The sequence below is a fragment of the Chitinophaga filiformis genome (assembly GCF_023100805.1).
Lineage (GTDB): Bacteria > Bacteroidota > Bacteroidia > Chitinophagales > Chitinophagaceae > Chitinophaga > Chitinophaga filiformis_B.
Genome location: NZ_CP095855.1, coordinates 5,883,271 through 5,904,755 on the forward strand (window position 1 = coordinate 5,883,271; position 21,485 = coordinate 5,904,755).

Below are 21,485 nucleotides of genomic sequence, written 5' to 3' on the forward strand. Positions count from 1 at the left end.
AGTATTCTTTTGTTCCTGTCTGCGGTCAGTTGACATTTTCTTATAATTTCGGCAACGTCTCAATGATCTTCTTTTCAGCATCTGCTTTGGATACATCTTCCTTCACAAATTGCTGGCCAGTGATACTTTCGAACAGCTCGATATACCGCTCGCTTACGCTGGCAACAAACTCATCGCTCATTGCAGGCACCTGCTGTCCGTCTTTACCCTGGAAGCCGTTTTCCATCAGCCACTGACGAACGAACTCTTTGCTGAGCTGTTTCTGTGGCTGGCCGGCCTGCTGTTTCTCCTCATATCCTTCTGCATAGAAATAACGGGAAGAATCAGGTGTATGGATCTCATCGATCACGTAGATAGTATCGCCGATCTTACCGAACTCGTATTTGGTATCTACGAGGATCAGGCCGCGTTTAGCTGCCATTTCCTTACCACGTTCGAACAGGGCGAGTGTATACTTTTCCAGTTGCTCATAATCTTCCCTGCTTACAAGCCCTTTGGCGATGATCTCTTCACGGGAGATATCTTCATCATGGCCTTCATGCGCCTTGGTAGTAGGCGTAATGATCGGAGAAGGGAAGAAATCATTTTCCTTCAGTCCTTCCGGCATGGTTACACCGCACAGTTCGCGTTTGCCGCTTTTATAAGTTCTCCAGGCATGACCGGTGAGGTTACCACGCACCACCATTTCTACAGGGAAGGATTCACATTTCAGACCGATCGTTACATTTGGCAAGGGCACTGCCTTTACCCAGTTAGGAACAATGTCCTTTGTGGCCTCCAGCATGATGGAAGCCACCTGGTTCAATACCTGTCCTTTGTAAGGAATAGGGCGAGGTAATACCACATCGAATGCCGAGATACGGTCGCTTACTACCATTACCATCAGCTTGTCATTGATTGTGTATACATCTCTTACCTTTCCCTTATAAAAAGCCGTTTGCCCGGGAATCTGAAATTTTGACTCTAACATGAGCGTAATAATTACCTATTAAAATTGATTAATGAATAGCCCTCATTCCCAGGCTGTTGACAAGGAAGTCAACAAGTGGTTGTGCATTCAGGTTCGCAAAAATACTTTAGCTTGAGGGAATTATTGCAGATAATATCTAAGAAAACTTTACAAGTTCCTGAACATTGTTCCCCGCATGTGCGTGAATGAGGTTCAGAATATATTCATTTTCAGGGTACTGCGTCAGCCATTCCTTCACGGCATGTTCTTCTGTAACAGCCGTATCACGGGGAATATAGCCCATCCCGTAGAAGCGGCCCTTCTCCATCAATATACAACTCAGCTCCTGTGCATCACGACCGTTGCCCATGATCACAAAACTTGGCTGTTGCTGCTGCATATGGTTGATGGCGGCTTTTACCCGCAGATTATAGGTTTCAGGTCCTTCTTTCTTCTCGCAGGCGCCCCGGCAGGTATGATCGGGAATAGGCGAACAGGCGCCATTCCCTTTCTGCAGGAAGCATAAGCGCGGACAAAGATCAAACTCCCTGATCAGGCCCCGCAGCATCTGGTGCCCTTGTACCAGCAAGGGGAATGCATGTAAAGGCATGGTATACTTCCGCCGTTTCTCGATAGCCAGGCGGAGATAACCCTGCTGGTCTTCGAAACAGTAGAAGCCATATTTAAATTCTATATGTTTCTGCGAGTAGTTATATATCGGCCACAGACGTTTGATCTCCACACTTTCCAGTATATGGGCCATCAGTTCTGTGCCTGTCACCTCATGGGAAACGCTATAAATATTACGGAGGAACTCCTGCCGTTTGCGACTGGCGCTGTTGCCGGTAAAGTGGCTGTTGACCCTTTTCCGGATATTTTTGGCCTTGCCTACGTACACCACTTTCCCTTTCTGATCATGGAAATAATAAACACCCGGACTACCCGGCAATGCAGTAACCTGTTCCGGTGGCAGGTTAGGTGGCAGGAACTGCTCTTTGGAATGTGCATTCAATGCATGGGCAATGGCACTATTCACGTCCTGCCGCTGCAGGAGGGCGAATAGCTTCACCGTTGCCGCCGCATCGCCGCTGGCGCGGTGACGCTGGGTAACCGCTATCTGTAACGATTTACACAGGTTTCCCAGGCTGTAGGAGGGCAAACCCGGAACGATCTTACGCCCGAGCCTTACCGTGCATAATTTCTTACTGCGCAGCTGGTAACCAGCTTTCGCCAGGTGATATTGTAAAAAGGAATAATCGAAATTAACGTTGTGGGCTACGAAGATCTTATCGTGTATAAGGGCGTATATGTCGGCCGCCACCTCTTCAAAAGACGGTGCCCCGGCTACCATATCGTCAGTAATACCGGTCAGGGATTGAATGTACCTTGGGATGGGCACACCCGGATTGATCAGCGTTTCATACTGCTGTACTACTTCCTGGCCGTCGTAAATAAAAATGGCTACTTCAGTAATGCCATTCGCACTTGCATGGCCTCCTGTGGTTTCTATATCAACTATTGCGTACATAACTCTCCACTCAGCGAACAAATATAAAGACAAGTTCGTACCTGGAGAATTATATATTTCAACAAAAGAGTTGTTAGCCACCAGGAGCGACATTCCCGAACTCAACAATCTCTACCATCACCCGGGGACTAACAACTACTTATTTAACATTAATGCCGTAGCGTTTATTTCTTAATAATGGCCTGGATAGCCTTGGCTGAATCCTGGTGGGCTCTCAGTGTAGGCAAGGTATTGCCGGCCCATGTTTTCAGATCAGGATCAGACAGGTTGTTGGCGGCCTTGTCAAATTTGTCCACATCTTTGTCATGATCGTCCACCATCATGTCGATATAGTGTTTGTCAAAGTCTTTCCCTGACATCTTACTCATCTTATCCATGTGGTCTCTCGCATCTCCGGACACGCTATCCGGCAGCGCAATATTCTTGCTCTGTGCCAATCCCTTCAGTTCATCATTTGCTTTGGAATGGTCACGAACCATCATAGCGGCAAAATCTTTTACACGCTGATTCGTTGCTTTTTCCTGCGCCAATTTACCAAGTTGTACTTCCATCATTCCCCCATTGGCAGCTTCTACTGCAAAATCAGAAGATTCTTTGTCAACAGGAGCTGTTTCTTTGTTTACGGCCTGTGCGCTATCCACAGCATCTTCATGTTTAGCAGTGTTACTTCCTCCATTACAAGCCTGTAACATCCAGGCGGCCAGCAAAGTCGTGGCAAAAAAAGTGAGCTTTTTCATTTGTACCCTTTTTGGTTTAACAATTTTAGATGTAATCAGTAATAACGTATCGTACCGTTTACGTCTGATATTTGGCAAAAAGAGTACCATGCCGGCCTTTGAGCCGCAGAAGCAGCGGGCCAATCCCTGCAAGCCCTTATCTCTCCGTGATTTGACCAATGCGGCCTGTACCATAATGATAATCAATACTTATATAAGAAATTTGTAGATCATTCTCCCCGTCCTGTCCTTTCAGAAATATAATTCCAGAACATTCGTTCTAAAATAATTTGGAACATTCATTCTGAAATTCTAATTTTGTGACATGGCACGGAATAAAGCATTCGATCCTGAGGAAAGGCTGGCAAAAGCAAGGGATCTCTTCTGGGAGAAGGGATACAATGCTACATCTATGCAGGACCTCGTGGAAGGCATGCAGTTGAACCGGGCCAGTATATACGATACTTACGGCGACAAATATGCCCTCTTCCAGCAGTGCCTGCAGAACTACGCGAAAGAGAAGCTATTTGATTACAAACAGTGCTGCGACAAGGTATCTCCCATGACAGCAGTGGAAAGTATCGTACGAAGAGCCGTAACAAATAAGAAAGAGGGTAAAACCTGCCTGATGGTCAAAACATCCTTCGAACTGGCTTCTATGGATGATGGTATCAAAATGATCGTCCAGGAGCAGGCCAAAGCAAGCATCAGCGTTTTACAGGAACTACTGGAGAAAGCCAAACAAATGAATGAGATACCGGCAGAGAAAGACCCTGCCACGCTAGCCCAGTTCCTTTACGCCAGCTTTAGCTCCCTCTGGATGATGGACGTCCTTTTCGGTGATAGAGAGATGTTGGAACGTATGGCGGATCATATTTTACATAGCATCAGGCATTGATATTTTTTTACCCATTTTTGGAACAATCATTCTGGAATTATTAACCAACGACAGGCATGTATCCAACACTATTATCATCCACTACTATAGGCAACTACGCCATATCCAACAAGGTAGTTATGGCGCCTACCTTGAGCAAAACACACGTTCCTGCGGGTATTCCGAACGACGTGATGGTGAACTATTATAGCCAGCGGGCCAAAGCAGGCCTGATCATAGCAGAGGGGACCGGTCCTGCGGAAAACGGTATGGGCAAGGCACACATGCCCGGCATTTACACGAAGGACCAGATAGCGGGATGGAAAAAAGTTACAAAGGCTGTTCATGAGAACGGAGGCCGGATCTTCCTGCAGATCATGCATACAGGGCGCATATCGCACCCGGCAAATATGCCGGGAAAGGCTGAGGTAATTGCCCCTTCAGCAGTACCCGCCAAAGGGCAGATATGGACCGAGCAGCACGGATGGCAGCCATATGCTACTCCGAGGGCCATGACAACCTCCGAAGTACAGAAGATGGTGCAGCAATACGTGAAAGCAGCCACACAGGCTATTGATGCGGGTTTCGATGGAGTAGAGCTGCATGCAGCGCATGGCTACCTGATGGACCAGTTCCTGCACCCTGACACCAATCAGCGTACAGATAAATACGGCGGCAGCATCCCTAACAGGATACGCTTTATACTGGAAACAGTGGCCGCTGTAAGTCATGCTATCGGCAAACACCGCACCGGCATCCGCCTGTCGCCTTACAGCCAGGTCAACGACCTGCAGCATCACGACGAGATAGATGCTACTTACGAATACCTGGTGGATGCGCTGGATACGTATGGTCTATCCCACATCCATCTGCTGACAGAACCTGCTACTCCGGCTACGCTGATAGCAGGTATCCGCTCAAGGTTCAACGGTACGCTCATCCTGAATGGCGATTACGACGCCATACGTGCAGAACAGACAGTGCAGAACGGATTGGCGGATCTCATCGCTTTCGAAAATCCATGTGTTTCATCTCCCCTCTCCGGGAAGTTCGAAATGACTTCCAGCGAGCCACTTAAAAAACCCAATTACGCTTGCGCGAATTGTTGATCATAAATCTGAGAGTTGTTTAGTTGTTTACACTTCCGTAACGGAAGAGCTGTTGCGGAAGTGGTTCTTTCAAGTAAGAGATCAGGATACTTAAGTGCAGGACATAAATACGATTAGCTTTAATCAATCGCTTGAAGGACATTAAATAGGTAAATAGAACTTAGGCTGGGAAGAGCAATTCTCAAATAGTGCCGGCAGTATAAAATGGGCTGGATCTGTTTTTTAGACTGATAAAAGACGTAAACGGACAGGATTTCAAAAAAACAGCTTAGCCATAATTAACACACAACAGATCAGGCCCATTTTATACTGCCCGGATTTCTATGAATATTACCTGTGCGAATGTATTACCCGATACGTTTTTATGCACCATCAATAATCGACATTGCGATATGTGTAATATTCCTGCGATATGCGATATTTGCGATACCCCGGGTTGAAACCCGCGCTACAAACACTGACACCCCTAAAGGGGTGTAATTGAGCGTATATCAAAGTGCGATACCCCCCTCTTTTCATTCGGGCACCTGATTGGGCCAGATAGCCATTTAAGCGATTCTCAGCGCTCGTTTTCCGCTTCAACACCCAGCTCTTTCCAGTTAAAATATTGCTGCGCGTTATAGTAACAGATATCTTTTACCACCTTGCCGATCCATTCTATATCATTTGGTATTTCTCCATTTTCCACCTCCTGCCCCAGTAATTCACATACAATTCTCCGGAAATATTCATGACGCGGATAAGATAAAAAGCTGCGGGAATCTGTCAGCATGCCTACAAAACGACTGAGCAATCCCATATTGGACAAGGCATTCAGCTGTTTGATCATACCGTCTTTCTGATCCAGGAACCACCATGCAGAACCGAATTGTACTTTCCCGGGAACAGAGCCATCATTGAAGTTGCCGATCATAGTAGCCAGCAGTTCATTGTCGGCCGGGTTCAGGTTATACAAGATGGTCCGTGCCAGTTTATCCTGGCTGTCCATGCGGTCCAGGAACTTCGCCAATGCTTTGGCCTGCGGGAAATCGCCGATTGAATCCCAACCGGTATCAGGCCCTAATAAACGCATCATACGGGAGTTATTGTTGCGCAATGCGCCCAGGTGATATTGCTGCACCCATCCCTTCTCCCAATCCCATTCGGCCAGCTGTAACAGCAATGCAGACTTGATCTGCCTTGCTTCCTGCAGGCTAAGTCCTTTACCACTTCTCACTTTCAGAAAAATAGCATGGATGTCTTTGTCCCGGAAATCTTCCGCATAGATCTCTTCGATACCATGGTCAGATACGGAACATCCCTGCCCTGCAAAGAAATCGTGCCTGCTTTTTAATGCATCCAGCAGATCGGTATAAGTGGCAATCGTAATGCCGGAAGCTTCTTCCAGGCGTTGCAGGTATTGATTATATTTTTCAGGGTCATCTACATGCATGGATTGATCAGGCCGGAAAGCAGGCAGAATAGGTATCTCAAACCCGTCCTGTCTTAACTGCTGGTGATGTTCCAGCGTATCTGCGGGATCATCGGTTGTACATACCAATGCCACGTTCATTTTTCGCAACAGGTTGCGGGTGCTGTAAGCACTGGTTCCCAGCTGTGCGCTGGCATTTTCATAGATATCTGCCGCTGAAGCGGGGTTCAGTACATCATGTATATCGAAATAACGTTGCAACTCCAGGTGAGTCCAATGATACAATGGATTACGCAGGGTATAGGGTACCGTTTCCGCCCATTTCTCAAACTTCTCCCGGTCAGACCTGTTGCCGGTGCAATAGCTCTCTGGCACCCCATTGGCGCGCATCGCTCTCCACTTATAATGATCGCCATACAACCATGCCTGCGTAAGATTGTCAAATCTGGTATCAGCCGCTATCTGCGCAGGCGGCAGGTGACAGTGATAATCGATCACAGGCATTTCTTTCGCATAGTCGTGGTATAAACGTTTCGCAGTATTATTACTCAGGAGAAAATGTTCATCCAGGAACTTCTTCATTGTTGACATTAATTAGTAGTTAGTAAGATTACAGTGACACACCTCTTTTCCAGGGAATGAAATCATCCTGTCCGTTTATAACGGATCTGGCCTGCGTAATTCCGCTGGCTACATCGATCACATAATTAAGAATGCGTTCACCTGCTTCGGGGATGGACTCCTCTCCATCTATGATAGTGCCTGTATTGATATCGATGATATCGGGCATACGCTCATAGAGCTTCGTATTGCTGGACAGTTTTATAACGGGCGCCACAGGATTGCCGGTAGGTGTACCCAGACCGGTTGTGAATAATACAATAGTAGCCCCTGCGCCCACTTCCGCCGTAGTAGACTCCACGTCGTTACCGGGTGTACAAAGCAGGTTGAGACCAGGCTTGCTTACCTTCTGCGGATAATCCAATACAGCTGTTACCGGGGAAGTACCGCCCTTTTTAGCCGCCCCGGCCGATTTAATAGCGTCTGTGATCAGACCGTCTTTGATATTGCCCGGAGACGGATTCATATCAAAACCGGAACCTGCTTCTTCCGCCCGGCGTTGATAGGTACGCATCAGCTCTATAAAACGCAATGCATCTTTTTCATCTGTACAGCGGTCGCTTAACTCCTGCTCTACCCCACACAGCTCGGGGAATTCGGATAATATAACCGAACCGCCCAATGCCACCAGCAGGTCAGAAGTATAACCAATAGCCGGATTGGCAGAAATACCGGAGAAGCCATCAGAGCCTCCGCATTCCAGCCCTATACACAACTTGGACAGTGGTGCAGGCTGGCGAACGATCTTATTCGCCTCAATCAATCCTGCCATGGTCTGCTTTACAGCCGCAGTGATCAAAGCCTGTTCAGTCCCCGTCTGTTGCTGGTCCAATATGTACAGAGGTTTGCTGAACTGCGGCGAGCGCTTCCTGATCTCTTCTTCCAGCATGGAGATCTGCGCATTCTGGCAGCCCAGACTTAATACTGTAGCACCGGCTACATTCGCATGAGTAATGTATCCGGCCAGCAGCCCGCACAGCGTCTGTGCATCCTGCCTGATACCGCCACAGCCGCCTTCATGTGTCAGGAACTTGATACCGTCTACATTTTCAAAGAGCCGTGCTTGTTGTATTGCCCCATCATCTTCCGTATATATCGTTTCCAGTATACCTGCTGCATCTGCCCCCTGTTTGTACTTTGCTGCCAGCTTGCGTGCAAATGCCGCATATTTCTTCGGACGGCCATATCCCAGTTCTTCTACCAGTGTTTCTCTCAATACCTCCACATTCCTGTTCTCACAAAACACCATGGGGATCACCAGCCAGTAATTGCCTGTACCTACGCTGCCATCTGCGCGGTGGTATCCCATAAATGTGCGTTGCTGCCATTTGGAGATATCCGGTATATGCCAGGCCGTTCTTCTCGCCGGGGCCAACCGGAAATCGCCGGCTGCATGCTGTACATTACTTACCGCTATTTTAGCACCTGCAGGTAATGCCTGTTTTGCACGGCCTACCAGCACACCATACATCGTTATTGCATCTCCTGTATTGAGCGCTGTCTCTGTAAATTTGTGCTTTGCCGGTATATCTTCCGTCAGGACATATACGTGGCCATTATCTTGTACACTGTCTCCTTTTTTCAGGTCAGTCAGCGCTACTACCACATTATCGTGCGGATGCACTTTTAACACTTTCCGTTTCATCCCCGTCGTCATATCTGTTTTTATTTAAGCAATCGTTGTTTCTTCTGATACCTTCCTGATAAGCGACACTGCGCCCTCCGTGAGTAATGCTCCCAGCATCACCGTCACTGCATGTGCGAAACCTGTCAGTGCCGTCAGGTCTGTTCCCCATAGTGCGGCATCCTTCAATACTGTTTGTACCAGTACCGCCGGCTCCAGCCGCTGCCACTGCTCCTTGAAATATCCTGCATGGTCGTCTGTTACATTACTATCCCGCATGAACAGCAGGTAAGCGGCAAAGCCAAGCGCCATCAATGCAGGCACTTCTTCGTAGCGCTGGTAATGGCGTTGTAATACCGGTATCACCCGCATCTTCATCTTGGAAGTATATTGTATGGTGATGCTTAACCAGCGGTGTTCTATATAGGGATTCCTGAAACGGTCCAGCACACTTCCGGCAAAACGCAAAGCCACATCTTCACGGATAGCTACATCTGTAATAGCCGGTACTATTTCATGTTTCATCACTGCTGATATGCAACTTTCCATAGCAGCATCTTCCATGGCATCTTTCACTGTCTCAAAGCCGGCCAGGGCTGCCAGTCCGCAGCTCAGTGTATGGGTGCCGTTCAACAGGCGTAGCTTCAGTTCACGGAATACATTGATGTCGGGCGCGAGCACTACACCACTGTCAGTTTGATAGAATGACAGTTTCTTCCTGACGGTTTCATTGTCTGTCTCTATGGCCCACAAGGCATAAGGCTCAGACATGATCATCAGTTTATCTTCATAGCCCAGTTGTCGTTCCATCGCAGCTTGTGCCGCCGGCGGCAAGGCGCCGGGTACGATACGGTCCACCAGTGAATTGCAGATATGATTAGCTGCCGTTAACCATTGAATGAACGGCTCTTCCAGTTGATTACGCCTGGCCAGTTCCAGCAGAATATTTTTCAGTTTAGTACCATTGTCAGGGATCAGTTCCGTAGGAATGATCACCATTCCTTTACCCGGGTCTCCCTTGAAATGCTGGTAACGGTGAAGGAGAAATGCCAGTAGCTTGCCTGGGAAAGAAGCAGGCGGAGCTGCATGTACATCATCGTCTGATAGGGTGATGCCTACTTCCGTAGTATTGGAGATGATGATTTCCATGTCAGGAGCAGCAGCGCAGGCCAGTATTTTATCCCATTCCGCAGCGGCCGACAATACCCTGCTGATAGCGGCATTGACAATATATTCCTCTACCCTCCGCCCCTGCATGATCCCCTGTATGCAATGGGTATAGAGGTTATCCTGCTCCTGGTAAGCGTCTGTATTGCCTTTGTCCGTAGACTTGACCACAACAATACGGCCATTGAAAATACCCGCCTTATTGGCCTTATCAATGAAATAGTCAGGTAGTCCCCTTAACAACACCCCTGTACCGAATTGCAGCACCTTTTCGGGCAGCGCAGGCAATTTTCCACCGCTCAATAACTGTTTGTTCAATTGCATGATACCTCGTTTACATTATTTACGCACTACTTGTTTGAACAGCCACTCCGTAAGGTCCACAGCTGCCTGGTAGTTTTCAAAAGATGCCGGTAAACGGCGTCCGTCAAGATATTCGTTATAAAACCATGGATCGCCAACGGCGAACACTGTTCCTTTACCCACTTTGGATACGGCCATGATGACGTCCCCCTTATCAGTGTATACCGACTTTGCCGGTGGCGCCGTTGTGATAGTAGAGATCTCCTTGATATAAACCTTTTTAGTGTGCGGGAGCACCTCATTGCCTGCTGGCAGGAATAAGGCGCCCTGCTCGAACTGTTTGCCCTCCACATGGTTACGGCTGTCTTCTTTGAAAGTGATGCCGAAACGGCTTGTTAGTTTGTTGAAGCCCTTGATCTCGGAATTACCGGCATCATTCTGCAGGATCACTAATACCCCTCCGTTCTTTACCCAGTTGTATATTTCCGTTGCATGAGCATCTGTCATGTAATTCGGCCGCGCAGTTTCTTTTTCCGTATCCGGATCAACAATGAGGAAGATATTGGTCTTCGCCAGGCTGGCCGCAGTAGGCGCTGCAGACAATGTTGTTGTTGCTGCTCCCCTGTTATGGAAAATATGCCCCCAGAGAGAATAACCGCCATTGTCCATTTCATTCCATACATAATGCCAGGACTCGGGCTGTCCTGCAGGCCCCTTCCTGAACTCATTGTTGAAGTAATTATCAATAGTTACCGTCATGCCTTTCCCCGTCTTCGGAATAGCTGCCTGCTCCATTTCGTTGGCCGCCAGCATATATGCGCCTACGCCTTTGGGATCGTTCACCACTACCTTCTCACTGAGATAGTAAGCATAGCTCCCATCGCGGTAAGGATCTCCCCCCAGGCCGGCCACGCTCACGGTCCCCTCCAGGTTCACGCCACCTTCCGGTGCAGGCCTTACAAACTGTTTTGTCAGGCCCTTATACCCTTTATCTGCTACGGCGCTGTAACTGGCCGGTAAATATCCCAGGCGTACACCTTTAGCCAGGGTATATACAAACATGCAGGAAGCAGATGCTTCAAGATAGTTACCCTTCTCTTTGCCTTTATCCAGCACCTGCCACCAGCAACCACTGGCAGGGTCCTGGTATTTCTTCACCGCCAGTGCCATCCTGTTCAGGATCTGTATAAGACTGTCCCTGCCCGGATGTCCCTGTGGGAAATATTCCAGTGCATCTACCAATGCCATTCCATACCAGCCCATGGCACGCCCCCAGAAATTAGGTGAACGGCCGGTCGCTTTGTCCGCCCACCGCTGCTGACGCGATTCATCATAACCATGATACAGCAAGCCTGTTTTGGCGTCGCGGGAATGCACTTCCATCAATACAAACTGACGGGTGATATCATTGAATGCCGCTTCATCATGAAAGAGCGCTGCATACTCTGCATAGAATGGTTCTGCCATATACAGGCCGTCCAGCCACATCTGGTAAGGATAGCGCTTCTTATGCCAGAAGCCGCCCTCATTGGTACGCGGATGTTTGTCCAGCTGCGCCTTGAGCTTGTCGGCCGCCAGTTTGTATTTCTCTTCACTGGTCACTTTGTACAGCAACAAAAGAGAGCGGCCGTTTTTTATATTATCGATGTTGTAATCTTCAGCTTTATAAGTACGGATCGTACCATCCTTTTCCAGATAGTGATCGATACCTGTCTGTATGAAACGGAAGTATTTTCCGTCTCCTGTATTCTTCCATAATCCTGTAAAACCTTCCAGTACCACACCCTGGTCATATGTCCAGTGTGCGGGCCTTCCTGCCAGTTGCAATGAATCTCCCCATATCCGGATCATCGTTTCAGCCATCTTTGCAGACTGGGCAAAAGCGAATGCAGGCAGCAGGAGCAAAAGGGTGTTCAGTAGTTTTTTCATGCCGTTTATCGTTTTGTAATATCAAGTTTCACCTGTTTGCTGTCCTGCACATTGATCTTACCGCTATCTTTCGTAACAAGGGTAACATTGGTCAGACTGATATTACTGCCCGCAATACAGTCTCCCGCCGCCTTTGCCTTGATCGTGATATCTTTCAGGTAGATATCACTGATGGGCATTTCCGGTAGTCCGCGGATGAAGATCGCTTTCTCCGCTCCATGACAGACCACATTGCTGATATGAAAATCCCTGAACTGTGGTGTGGCTTCCGTTACAGGGAACAGCTGCACTTTAGGCGCTTCCCGCTTTTCTCCCGACAAGGGCACAGGATCTTTCGCCATGTAATACATATCAAACAGGATCGCCTCTGCCGGAATATCCTTCATATTGATATTGTTCACATAGATCTTCTCTACGATGCCTCCCCGGCCGCGGGTGGTTTTAAAACGCAGCCCGATATCCGTACCCAGGAAGGAGCAATTGGATACAAACAGGTTACGCGCACCGCCCGACATTTCACTGCCTATTACAAAACCGCCGTGTGCATGATATACGGTGCAGTTATTGACGATCACATCTTCCGTAGGCACGCCCCTTTTACGGCCCTGTTCATCCCTGCCCGATTTGATACAGATACCATCATCACCCACATCAAATGTGCAGCCTTCTATGCGGGCATAACGGCAGGACTCAAGATCCAGCCCGTCGCCGTTCTGTGCATACCAGGGATTCTTTGCATATACATTACGCAGTGTAATATGTTCTGTCAGCAGCGGATGGATACACCAGGCCGGTGAGTTCTGAAAGGTTACGCCTTCCAGCAGCACATACTTACAGGAGGTAATGCTGATCATATTCGGACGCAGGAAGTCCTTAATACTGTCATAGTCAGCCGCAGTCTTGCCTGGAGCTATAACGCCCGCCAGTTTAGTGTGAGAACCTTTTAATGATTTTTCGGAAGGGTACCAGGTCTTTTTATCCTCTCCTTCTATACCACCGGAAGCCAGCAGTTTGGTCCACTGCGTTTCCGTCAGCTTATCCTTCTTCACAATACGCCAGGCGTCTCCACCTCCATCCAGGACACCGCTGCCTGTGATGGCGATGTTTTCTGCATTGAGCGCGGACACCGGCGCCTGGCAACGCACGGCCATTAAACCTTCGTAGGTGGTTTCCACCAGGGGATACTGGTCAAAATCTGTCGTGAACTGTAAGATGGCATTAGGCGCCAGGTACAGGTTCACATTGCTCTTCAGCACAATGGGGCCGGTCAGCCATAAGCCCGGAGGCACCATTACCACACCGCCGCCTTTACTGTTGCAGGCGGTGATAGCATCGTTGATACCTTTATTGTTCAGGGTGATACCATCAGCTTTGGCGCCGAAAGCCAGGATGTTCAGTGTATCGCTTCTGAAATGCGGTTCATAGATCTCCGGTAGCTCAAAACGGTACTTCCCTTCAAAAGCGGTCTGTTCCAGGTATTTTTCCAGACCAATATGCTTCTCACTGATCTCCCTGGCCACCAGTCCTGCTACCAGGGTGGCGCCGTAGGTATTGAAATGCGTATTGTCGGTAACGCCATTGGGCAAGGTGGTATAATGCCCCGGCCCTGTGGTCTTAAACAATTTCTCAGAGCCCTGTACGCCATGCTGTACCAGCAGGGCTTCACTGCTTTTATGCAGGTCTATCAGCGGCACTTCATTGCTGGCGGCTATTTCCCGCACCACGCGTGGGTATTCCCCATGCTGGTCCACAAAGGCGCCCTTCTCATCAAACTTCCGGCGTTGTACCGGGGTAACAAGAATGGGATTTGCCCCTTTCGCCCGGGCTTCCTTCACAAAGCGGACCAGGTTATCCCTGTATTCGCCCTCAGGAGCCGCATAACGGGTCGGATCTTCCTTCTTGGCATCATTGTGCCCGAACTGGATAATAAGCCAGTCACCGGGCTTTAATTGCGCTAAAACACTGTCCCAGCGATGCTCATTGATGAAGCTTTTGGTACTGCGTCCGTTGACGGCATAGTTCCTTACGGTCACGCCTTTCCTTAAAAAGAGCGGGAACAGCTGTCCCCATCCTCTCTCCGGATTATCTTCCAGGGGCTTGTTGGCCATGGTAGAATCACCGATCATAAACACGCGCGGCGGATCGTCTGTCGCTATCCAGCTGATCAAGGGAAAAAACAGCGCCAATAGGTACAACTTCATGAGCTTTCGGTTTATAGTATTACTGATAGTTCGGGTTTTGAGTGAACTCACTCTTGTTTGTCACCGCATCGATCTGGTCCTGCGGGATAGGACGAACAGTGTGGAATGACTGGAAATTCTTCGCTGCGTCAGGATTATGTGCTGATATCTGTGTGCCCAGCTTACCGGTACGTTTCAGATCAAACCAGCGCAGCTGTTCTCCTGCCAGTTCGCGGGCCCTTTCAGCCAGGATGAAATCAATGGTCATATCTGCATCTGTCACCTGCATTTCCGCCTCGTGACCGGGAATGATCGCACGTTTGCGCAGCGTAGTGACATATTCCGCTGCTTTGGCCTTGTTGCCCAGGTTGATCTGTGCTTCTGCTGCGATCAGGTACACCTCACCCAGGCGAATGATATATGCATCACGGGCGCTTTGTTCCTCATCCTTTCCTCCGCGGGTCGGGTCTTCAAATTTCTTCAGGGAGATATAGTGGGTACGGTCAGCACCTCCCTCACCCGGAAGATAAGAAGTATTCCTGTCATACACACGATATGGTTTACCGGCAGTGTCTGCAGGAGCTACCACGTATTTGGTACATACCACCGCAGTGTCACCCGTTTTCATGCCTCTTCGTCCTGTTGCCGGGTTATTACAGTACCATACGCTTTTGAAGCTGGCGTCAAACCGTGCATCCGCTTTCTCATTGAAAAGTTCCAGCAGGTACAGGGTAGGCATATACCTGTTAAACGGACGGCCGTTGGCAACATCGCGCTGCATACCCGGCAGGTCGTCATATTTCATCGTAAACATCAGGTGCCCGTTGTTGGCGCCACGGGAATGCCCGTTGGGATATAAAGTAGCATCCAGCCTGTCGTTGAACACCAGATTCTTCATGTAGTTAACGGCCCATACGATCTCTTTGTTCTGCAGGTTGTCCATACGCCAGAGGTCAGCGTATTTGGCCTGCAGCGCATACCCGAAGTTATTGATCACCGAATCGGCCAGTGCAGCGGCCTTATCGTTCTGGCCACGGGTAAGGTACATGCGTGCCAGGAACGCCATGGCTGCCGGTTTGGTAGCACGGCCATAGTCGCTGGTAGTACGTGGCAGATTAGCAGCTGCCATTTCCAGGTCGCGGAAGATCTGCGCATAAAAAGTGTCTACCGGCGTACGGTTGGCAGTTGTCTGCACACCGCTGGTTTCTGTCAGCGTAAAATGAACACCGCCCCAGGTCTCTACAATGTGCCAGTAATAGAAGGCCCGGAGGAAACGCAGTTCTGCTTCGCGGATCACTCTTTTGTCTTCTGTCAACCCGGCATTGCCCACCCTGGCTATGCCCGTGTTGCAAAGATTGATAGCCGAATACATTTGCCGCCACAATCCGCTCATCACGCTATTGCTGGCCTGGAGGTTGATATATTGTGTAAGATCAGGGTATTTGTCGCCGGTACCGCTTGTCCACAGGTCAGTGCCCATCTCTGAGATGCTGTAGCCCTCTTCTTTTCCGTACCACCAGCGGTTGTAGGAATAAGCAGCATTTACCAGTGTTTCGAAACCCTCAGGTGTACTGAACACCTGGTCCACGGTGAGCCCGGAAGGATTGTACTCTTCCAGCTGTTTGTTACAGGCCGCCAGCAGACCGACGCCCAGCAGTATGGTAATGAAAAGATTTATATAATGTTTCATGGTTTGTCAGGTTAATTGAATGAGATCAGAATTCTACATTGAGGCCAGCCACATACATCTTCGTCAGCGGATTGCTCAGGTCACCTCCTCTCTCCGGATCATAGTCTTTCACCTTACTGAAGGTGAACAGGTTCTTACCTGTTACATAAACGCGCAGGTTACTCATATGCATGGTCTTTAAAACATCTGCAGGCAGGGTATACCCCAGTGAGATATTGCGGATCTTTACGAAAGATCCATCCTTATATCCCAGCGTTTTGATAAAGGGCGTACCGTCTTTTGACACACTTGCATTCGGGCGTGGATAGGCGTTCGTCTCATGCTCCGGCGTCCAGTAATCAAGCGGCGCACTATTTTCCAGGCCCTGCGGATCATATTTGGCAGCATATTCTGAATTGATCCATTGTCCGATACGTGCAAACACATACACGTTCAGATCGAAACTCCTGAAGCGGATATCGTTGTTGAAACCACCGCTCCAGGCAGGCACCTGTTTACCTACTACAATACGGTCGGCAGAATTCAGTACGCCATTATTGTCCTGGTCGCGTACCTTGATATCTCCTGGTTTGTACTTGTATCTGGCAGCAGCATCTGCTTCCTTGGTTTGCCAGATGCCGGTCTTCTCATAGTCGAAGAACACTTTTACCGGCTGACCAATAAACCAGCTGTTGGCTACGTCATTGGTGTTGGCATCCGCCAGTGCCACAATCTCTTCTTTGTTCTTTGAGAAGGTGATATTGGAGGTCCAGCTCAATCCATTCACGCTTACATTGACAGTATTGATACCGAGTTCAATACCCCTGTTCCTTGTTTTACCGATGTTCTGGATCACCGTGCTGACGCCTGAAGATGTAGGCAATGTTCGCTGCAGCAGCAGGTCTTTGGTATGTGTATCATAGTAGTCGACCGTAGCATTGATCCTGCCGTTGAAGAAGCTCATGTCCAGTCCCACGTCAGTAGTGGACGACAGTTCCCATTTCAGGAACCTGTTACCTACCTGGCTACCGATGCCATAACCCATAGCGGAGTTGGTATCATCATAAGAGAATGGGATCTTGTTCAGATAACTGGCCGTTGCATATGGCGGTACCGCGTCATTACCGGCAATGCCATAACTGGCACGCAGTTTCAGATCGCTGAAGATATGCTGGTCACGCATAAAAGCTTCGTCAGAGATTCTCCATGCCCCTGCAACAGCCGGGAAGAAAGCCCATTTATTGCCAGGCGCCAGTTTTGACGATCCGTCAGAACGCCCTGTTACTGACAGGAGATATTTTCCTTTATAGCTATAATTGAGGCGCCCTGTAAAGGAGATCAGTTTGCTGGCCATGTAGCTGGAACGGATGGCAATACCGCTCACACTGTTCTGCAGGGCATAATACAATTGTGAAGGAAGTAATTGCCCCTCCCCCTGCAGGAAACTGGAATCGCGCTGGTCGGAGAGCAGGCTGGCCACGCCGGTCACACCGAATGAATGATCGCCGATGCTGCGCTGGTAGTTCAACACATTCTCCCAGCTGAGGAAACGCCTGCTACCGCTGTTGAGCTGCGAGCGGGAAGCGGAAGCCGTAGCACGGTCGATCGTATTTTTAGCTGCGTAGATGCCGGTACGGGTATTATCCAGTGTTACACCAAAATTGGAGCGTAAGGACAAGCCTTTCAAAGGTGTCAGTTCTACATAGGCGTTCACAAATGTGCGGGTTACCCTGCCGTTGTTCTGATATGCATTGGGTTGTTCATCCGCCAGTGGATTGATCATCGTACCGCCGTTGGGGAATGTCACCAGCTTGCCTTCGTTATCGTAAGGAAGGCCGAGCGGTATGATCTTGTTGCCCTGGTTCAGCGGATCACGACGGGTATCCTGGTTGTAGTAGGTGATCTGGCTTTGCATGCCCACTTTCAGGTAGTCGTTGATGAGCTGGTCGATGTTCAGACGGGCAGCATATCTCTTCAGGTGATCCAGTTTGAAAAGGCCTTTTTCATCAAAATAATCCAGTGAGAGATACACCTTCGTTTTATCGGAGCCACCGGATACACCTACCTGGTAGTCCTGTTGCAGGCCGTCATGGATCAGGAGGTCCGCATAGTTTGTCCAGAGGTTGTTCTGGATCGCATTCACTTCTGATGCATTGAAGATGAGCGGATCGTCTGCTTCGCTTTTCCAGCGACCGGTAGTACGGTTCGCCTCACGTTTCTGTGCTACGTATTGCGGGCCGGTAGACATGTAGGGATATCCTGCTACCTGCGAGAGGCCGACATAGGTGTTGACAGTAACACGAGGCTTTCCGCCAGCGCCTTTTTTTGTTGTAACAATAATAACGCCGTTGGCGCCCCTGGAACCATAAATAGCAGTTGAGGAAGCATCTTTCAGTACTTCCATGGACTGAATATCATTCGGGTTAATGTCCTGGATGTTCTCATATTGTACACCGTCCACAATGTAGAGCGGTCCGTTATCAGCACGGATAGAGCGGTTACCTCTTACCGTTACATTCACTTTTGCGCCGGATGCACCGCTGCTTTTGGTAATATCCACACCAGGCAGTTTGCCCTGTACAGACTCCATCACGTTCGTGGAAGGGATCTTCTTCAGCTCTTCTCCCTTCACAGAAACAACAGCTCCTGTAAGGTCGCGTTTCTTCACTTCACCATAACCTACTACCACGACTTCGTCCAGCTGCTTATTATCCTTTTCAAGTTTCACAATGAGGTTGTTGCTGCCGTTAATGTTTTGCGTCTGTGCCTGATAACCCAGATAACTGAATATCAATACACCTGTTCTGGCATCGGGAACTGTAAGGGAAAACGCGCCGGTGGCATCTGTCTGCACACCTGTTGTGGTACCTTTAAGATGTATGTTCACCATTACGAGCGGCTCTCCTGTTGCTGCGTCGGAGACACGCCCTTTTATAACCTGGCCCTGTGCAAATGCCATCCCGGCAACGCCCAGCAATAGCCAGTACATCAATAACAGTTTTTTCATAACGTAATGTTGTATATATGTCTTCTAAATTTGGGTCTTGTTAATCCGCAACGGAATACTATTGCTACAGTGGCAATACAAAGCAGTACTGGTTTGTATCGGATCCTTCTACCGATATCCCCGAAACAATTCTACAGCTATATTCATTAATTCGGAAAGGTTTGCAGGTATTTATTTACGCAAACGTTTGCGGACTACATAACCGCTGCCCGTGAGCAGTGGCGAAGCAGGTTAACCTCGCAACCAAAATATCAGCGCTTTATTCATCTCTGAGGCGTTTTCATACGTGTTGGGATGACACCAATATAGTATAAGATAAATTATAAGTATATTTACTTATTCCGTTATGAAATTCGAAGCCGCTACTATAAAAGATATCGCTATTGCGCTGGGGTTATCCACCTCTACCGTGTCCCGTGCCCTGCGGGACAGCCATGAGATCAGTATTGCCACCAAACAGCTGGTGCTGGAATATGCCACGAGGATCAACTACCATCCCAACCCGATCGCCTTAAGCCTGAAAGAAAAAAGAAGCCGCTCCATCGGTGTCATCGTTGCCGAGATCGCCAACAGTTTCTTTTCACAGGCCATCAACGGTATTGAATCCGTTGCAAAAGACAAAGGGTATAATGTAATGATCTCACAAACGCATGAATCGTTCGACAAAGAGGTGATGACACTGCAATACCTGGCATCCCGCTCCATTGACGGACTGCTCATCTCTGTGTCCAGTGGTACGGAAAACATGGACCCCCTGAAGAGATTGCATGAAAGAGGTTTTCCTATTGTATTCTTTGACCGTATTGTGGAAGAGATACAGACCCATAAAGTGATGGTAGACAATTTCAGGGGCGCTTACGATGCCACACTGCACCTGATCAATAAAGGGTACAAACATATTGCTGTTATTGCAGGTCCGGAGAACCTGTCTATCAGCCGCGAGCGCATTGCAGGCTACCGGGAAGCACTGGCGCATACCAGGGTAAAACCGGGCAAAGCCCTGATCAAATACAGCCGTTACGCCGGACTTCAACTACAGGAAGTAGAACAGGCCGTGAGCCAGCTATTGAAACTGCGCCCACGGCCTGATGCTATTTTTACGGCGTCAGATAAACTGACCACCAATTGTATGCGTGTGTTAAAAAACAAAGGTATCCGTATTCCCCAGGACATTGCCCTTGTCGGCTTTTCCAATTCAGATTTAATAGAACTGCTACACCCGCCGCTGACCGTTGTGAGACAGCCGGCCTTCGAAATGGGACAGATCGCTACCAACCTGCTGCTCCAACTGATAGAGAGCAAAAAGCCCGTAAAGGAATTTGAAAGGAAGATACTGAATACAAACCTCATCGTACAGGCATCTTCCTGATACAGTTTATCATGCAGGCACCTGCTGTGCGGCCAGTTCTACGGTCAGCTCGGCGATCCTGTTAGAGATACCCACTTCATTGTCGTACCAGGCTACTATCTTTACCAGGTTGCCTATTGCACGTGTCAGGGTACCATCTACGATGGAGGAATGTGTATTTCCCAGGATATCCGCAGAAACCAGCGGTTCCTCTGTATACTCCAACACACCTTTCAGAGATGTATCCGCATAATTTTTAAACAACTGGTTGATCTCAGCCGCAGAAGCGGGTTTCACCAGGTTGAGCGACATATCCGCAATGGAACCATCAATCACAGGTATCCTGTAGGAGAAACCATCCATTTTACCTTTCAGATCAGGCAGTACATCGCCAATGGCTTTAGCCGCGCCGGTAGTGGTGGGGATGATGGACTGCGTAGCTGCCCTCGCTCTCCTGTAATCTTTATGCGGACCGTCCTGCAGCATCTGGTCCATGGTGAATGCATGTACAGTGCTCATATAACCGGAAGCAATGCCATATTCCTTATCAAGCAGGTATAATACGGGTGCAATACAGTTTGTGGTACAGGAAGCTGTGGAAAGGATCTGATCATCTGCACTTATCTGGTCGTTGTTGACACCTGCCACGATCGTCTTAACGCCACCGCTTGCAGGCGCTGTGATCAGCACCTTTCCCGCACCGGCAGTAATATGCTGTTGTGCCAGTTCCTTTTGTGTAAAGCGGCCGGTAGACTCAATCACTACGTCTACTCCCAGTTGCGCCCAGGGCAGTTTCTCCGGCGAGCGCTCGTTCAGCAGCAGGATGTTCTTACCGTTCACAATCAGATGTTTATCGTCGTGTGTCACTGTTCCCGGGAATTTCCCGTGAGAGGTATCATATTTCAACAGGTGCGCAAGCAACCCGATATCCGTAAGATCATTAACCGCAACTACTTCTACTCCCTTCTTGTTCTGTAATGCTCTCAGCGTCATTCTGCCTATACGTCCGAATCCATTGATAGCTATTTTCATCGTTATATATTTTTG

At 48.8% G+C, this 21,485-nt stretch carries 14 protein-coding genes; 3 read left to right on the top strand and 11 right to left on the bottom strand.

Features of this window, described 5'->3' with window-relative positions; translation table 11 throughout:
* Nucleotides 1-40 precede the first annotated feature (40 nt).
* From MYF79_RS22840 to MYF79_RS22850, 3 genes are all read right to left on the bottom strand, one after another.
* Entirely contained in the window at nt 41-970 is a 930-nt protein-coding gene (locus MYF79_RS22840) for a phosphoribosylaminoimidazolesuccinocarboxamide synthase (protein WP_247810135.1), read from the bottom strand.
* Nucleotides 971-1,106: 136 nt separating this feature from the next.
* Nucleotides 1,107-2,477 (bottom strand): exonuclease domain-containing protein, encoded by a 1,371-nt coding sequence (locus tag MYF79_RS22845; protein ID WP_247810136.1) that lies wholly within the window; start codon nt 2,475-2,477, stop codon nt 1,107-1,109.
* A gap of 164 nt (nt 2,478-2,641) precedes the next feature.
* On the bottom strand, nt 2,642-3,214 hold the full coding sequence (locus tag MYF79_RS22850) for a DUF4142 domain-containing protein (RefSeq protein WP_247810137.1): 573 nt from the start codon (nt 3,212-3,214) through the stop codon (nt 2,642-2,644).
* 304 nt (nt 3,215-3,518) lie between these two features.
* On the opposite strand from MYF79_RS22850, the gene MYF79_RS22855 reads away from it, so the two are divergent.
* Nucleotides 3,519-4,091: a TetR/AcrR family transcriptional regulator gene (locus MYF79_RS22855; protein WP_247810138.1), complete on the top strand. Its 573-nt coding sequence runs from the start codon at nt 3,519-3,521 to the stop codon at nt 4,089-4,091.
* Nucleotides 4,092-4,147: 56 nt separating this feature from the next.
* Nucleotides 4,148-5,179 (top strand): alkene reductase, encoded by a 1,032-nt coding sequence (locus MYF79_RS22860; RefSeq protein WP_247810139.1) that lies wholly within the window; start codon nt 4,148-4,150, stop codon nt 5,177-5,179.
* 559 nt (nt 5,180-5,738) lie between these two features.
* Here the strand turns inward: MYF79_RS22860 and uxaC are convergent.
* From uxaC to MYF79_RS22895, 7 genes are read right to left on the bottom strand one after another with little or no spacing between them, the layout of a single operon-like run.
* The gene (gene uxaC, locus MYF79_RS22865; protein ID WP_247810140.1) at nt 5,739-7,172 is read right to left on the bottom strand and encodes a glucuronate isomerase; all 1,434 of its coding nucleotides are present in this window, start codon (nt 7,170-7,172) and stop codon (nt 5,739-5,741) included.
* Between the two features lie 28 nt (nt 7,173-7,200).
* Complete coding sequence (locus tag MYF79_RS22870) at nt 7,201-8,868, bottom strand: UxaA family hydrolase (protein WP_247810141.1); 1,668 nt, start codon at nt 8,866-8,868, stop codon at nt 7,201-7,203.
* Between the two features lie 12 nt (nt 8,869-8,880).
* Nucleotides 8,881-10,326 (bottom strand): tagaturonate reductase, encoded by a 1,446-nt coding sequence (locus MYF79_RS22875; RefSeq protein ID WP_247810142.1) that lies wholly within the window; start codon nt 10,324-10,326, stop codon nt 8,881-8,883.
* A gap of 15 nt (nt 10,327-10,341) precedes the next feature.
* Nucleotides 10,342-12,234, bottom strand: a complete 1,893-nt coding sequence (locus MYF79_RS22880) for a DUF4350 domain-containing protein (RefSeq protein WP_247810143.1) — start codon at nt 12,232-12,234, stop codon at nt 10,342-10,344.
* 5 nt (nt 12,235-12,239) lie between these two features.
* Nucleotides 12,240-14,435, bottom strand: a complete 2,196-nt coding sequence (locus MYF79_RS22885; RefSeq protein WP_247810144.1) for a glycosyl hydrolase family 28 protein — start codon at nt 14,433-14,435, stop codon at nt 12,240-12,242.
* Between the two features lie 19 nt (nt 14,436-14,454).
* Nucleotides 14,455-16,104, bottom strand: a complete 1,650-nt coding sequence (locus MYF79_RS22890) for a RagB/SusD family nutrient uptake outer membrane protein (RefSeq protein WP_247810145.1) — start codon at nt 16,102-16,104, stop codon at nt 14,455-14,457.
* A gap of 25 nt (nt 16,105-16,129) precedes the next feature.
* The gene (locus MYF79_RS22895; RefSeq protein WP_247810146.1) at nt 16,130-19,090 is read right to left on the bottom strand and encodes a SusC/RagA family TonB-linked outer membrane protein; all 2,961 of its coding nucleotides are present in this window, start codon (nt 19,088-19,090) and stop codon (nt 16,130-16,132) included.
* 346 nt (nt 19,091-19,436) lie between these two features.
* Between MYF79_RS22895 and MYF79_RS22900 the strand changes: the two genes are divergently transcribed.
* Complete coding sequence (locus tag MYF79_RS22900; protein WP_247810147.1) at nt 19,437-20,459, top strand: LacI family DNA-binding transcriptional regulator; 1,023 nt, start codon at nt 19,437-19,439, stop codon at nt 20,457-20,459.
* Nucleotides 20,460-20,468: 9 nt separating this feature from the next.
* On the opposite strand, the gene gap is transcribed toward MYF79_RS22900, so the two are convergent.
* On the bottom strand, nt 20,469-21,476 hold the full coding sequence (gene gap / locus MYF79_RS22905; protein WP_410688420.1) for a type I glyceraldehyde-3-phosphate dehydrogenase: 1,008 nt from the start codon (nt 21,474-21,476) through the stop codon (nt 20,469-20,471).
* Nucleotides 21,477-21,485: the final 9 nt, after the last annotated feature.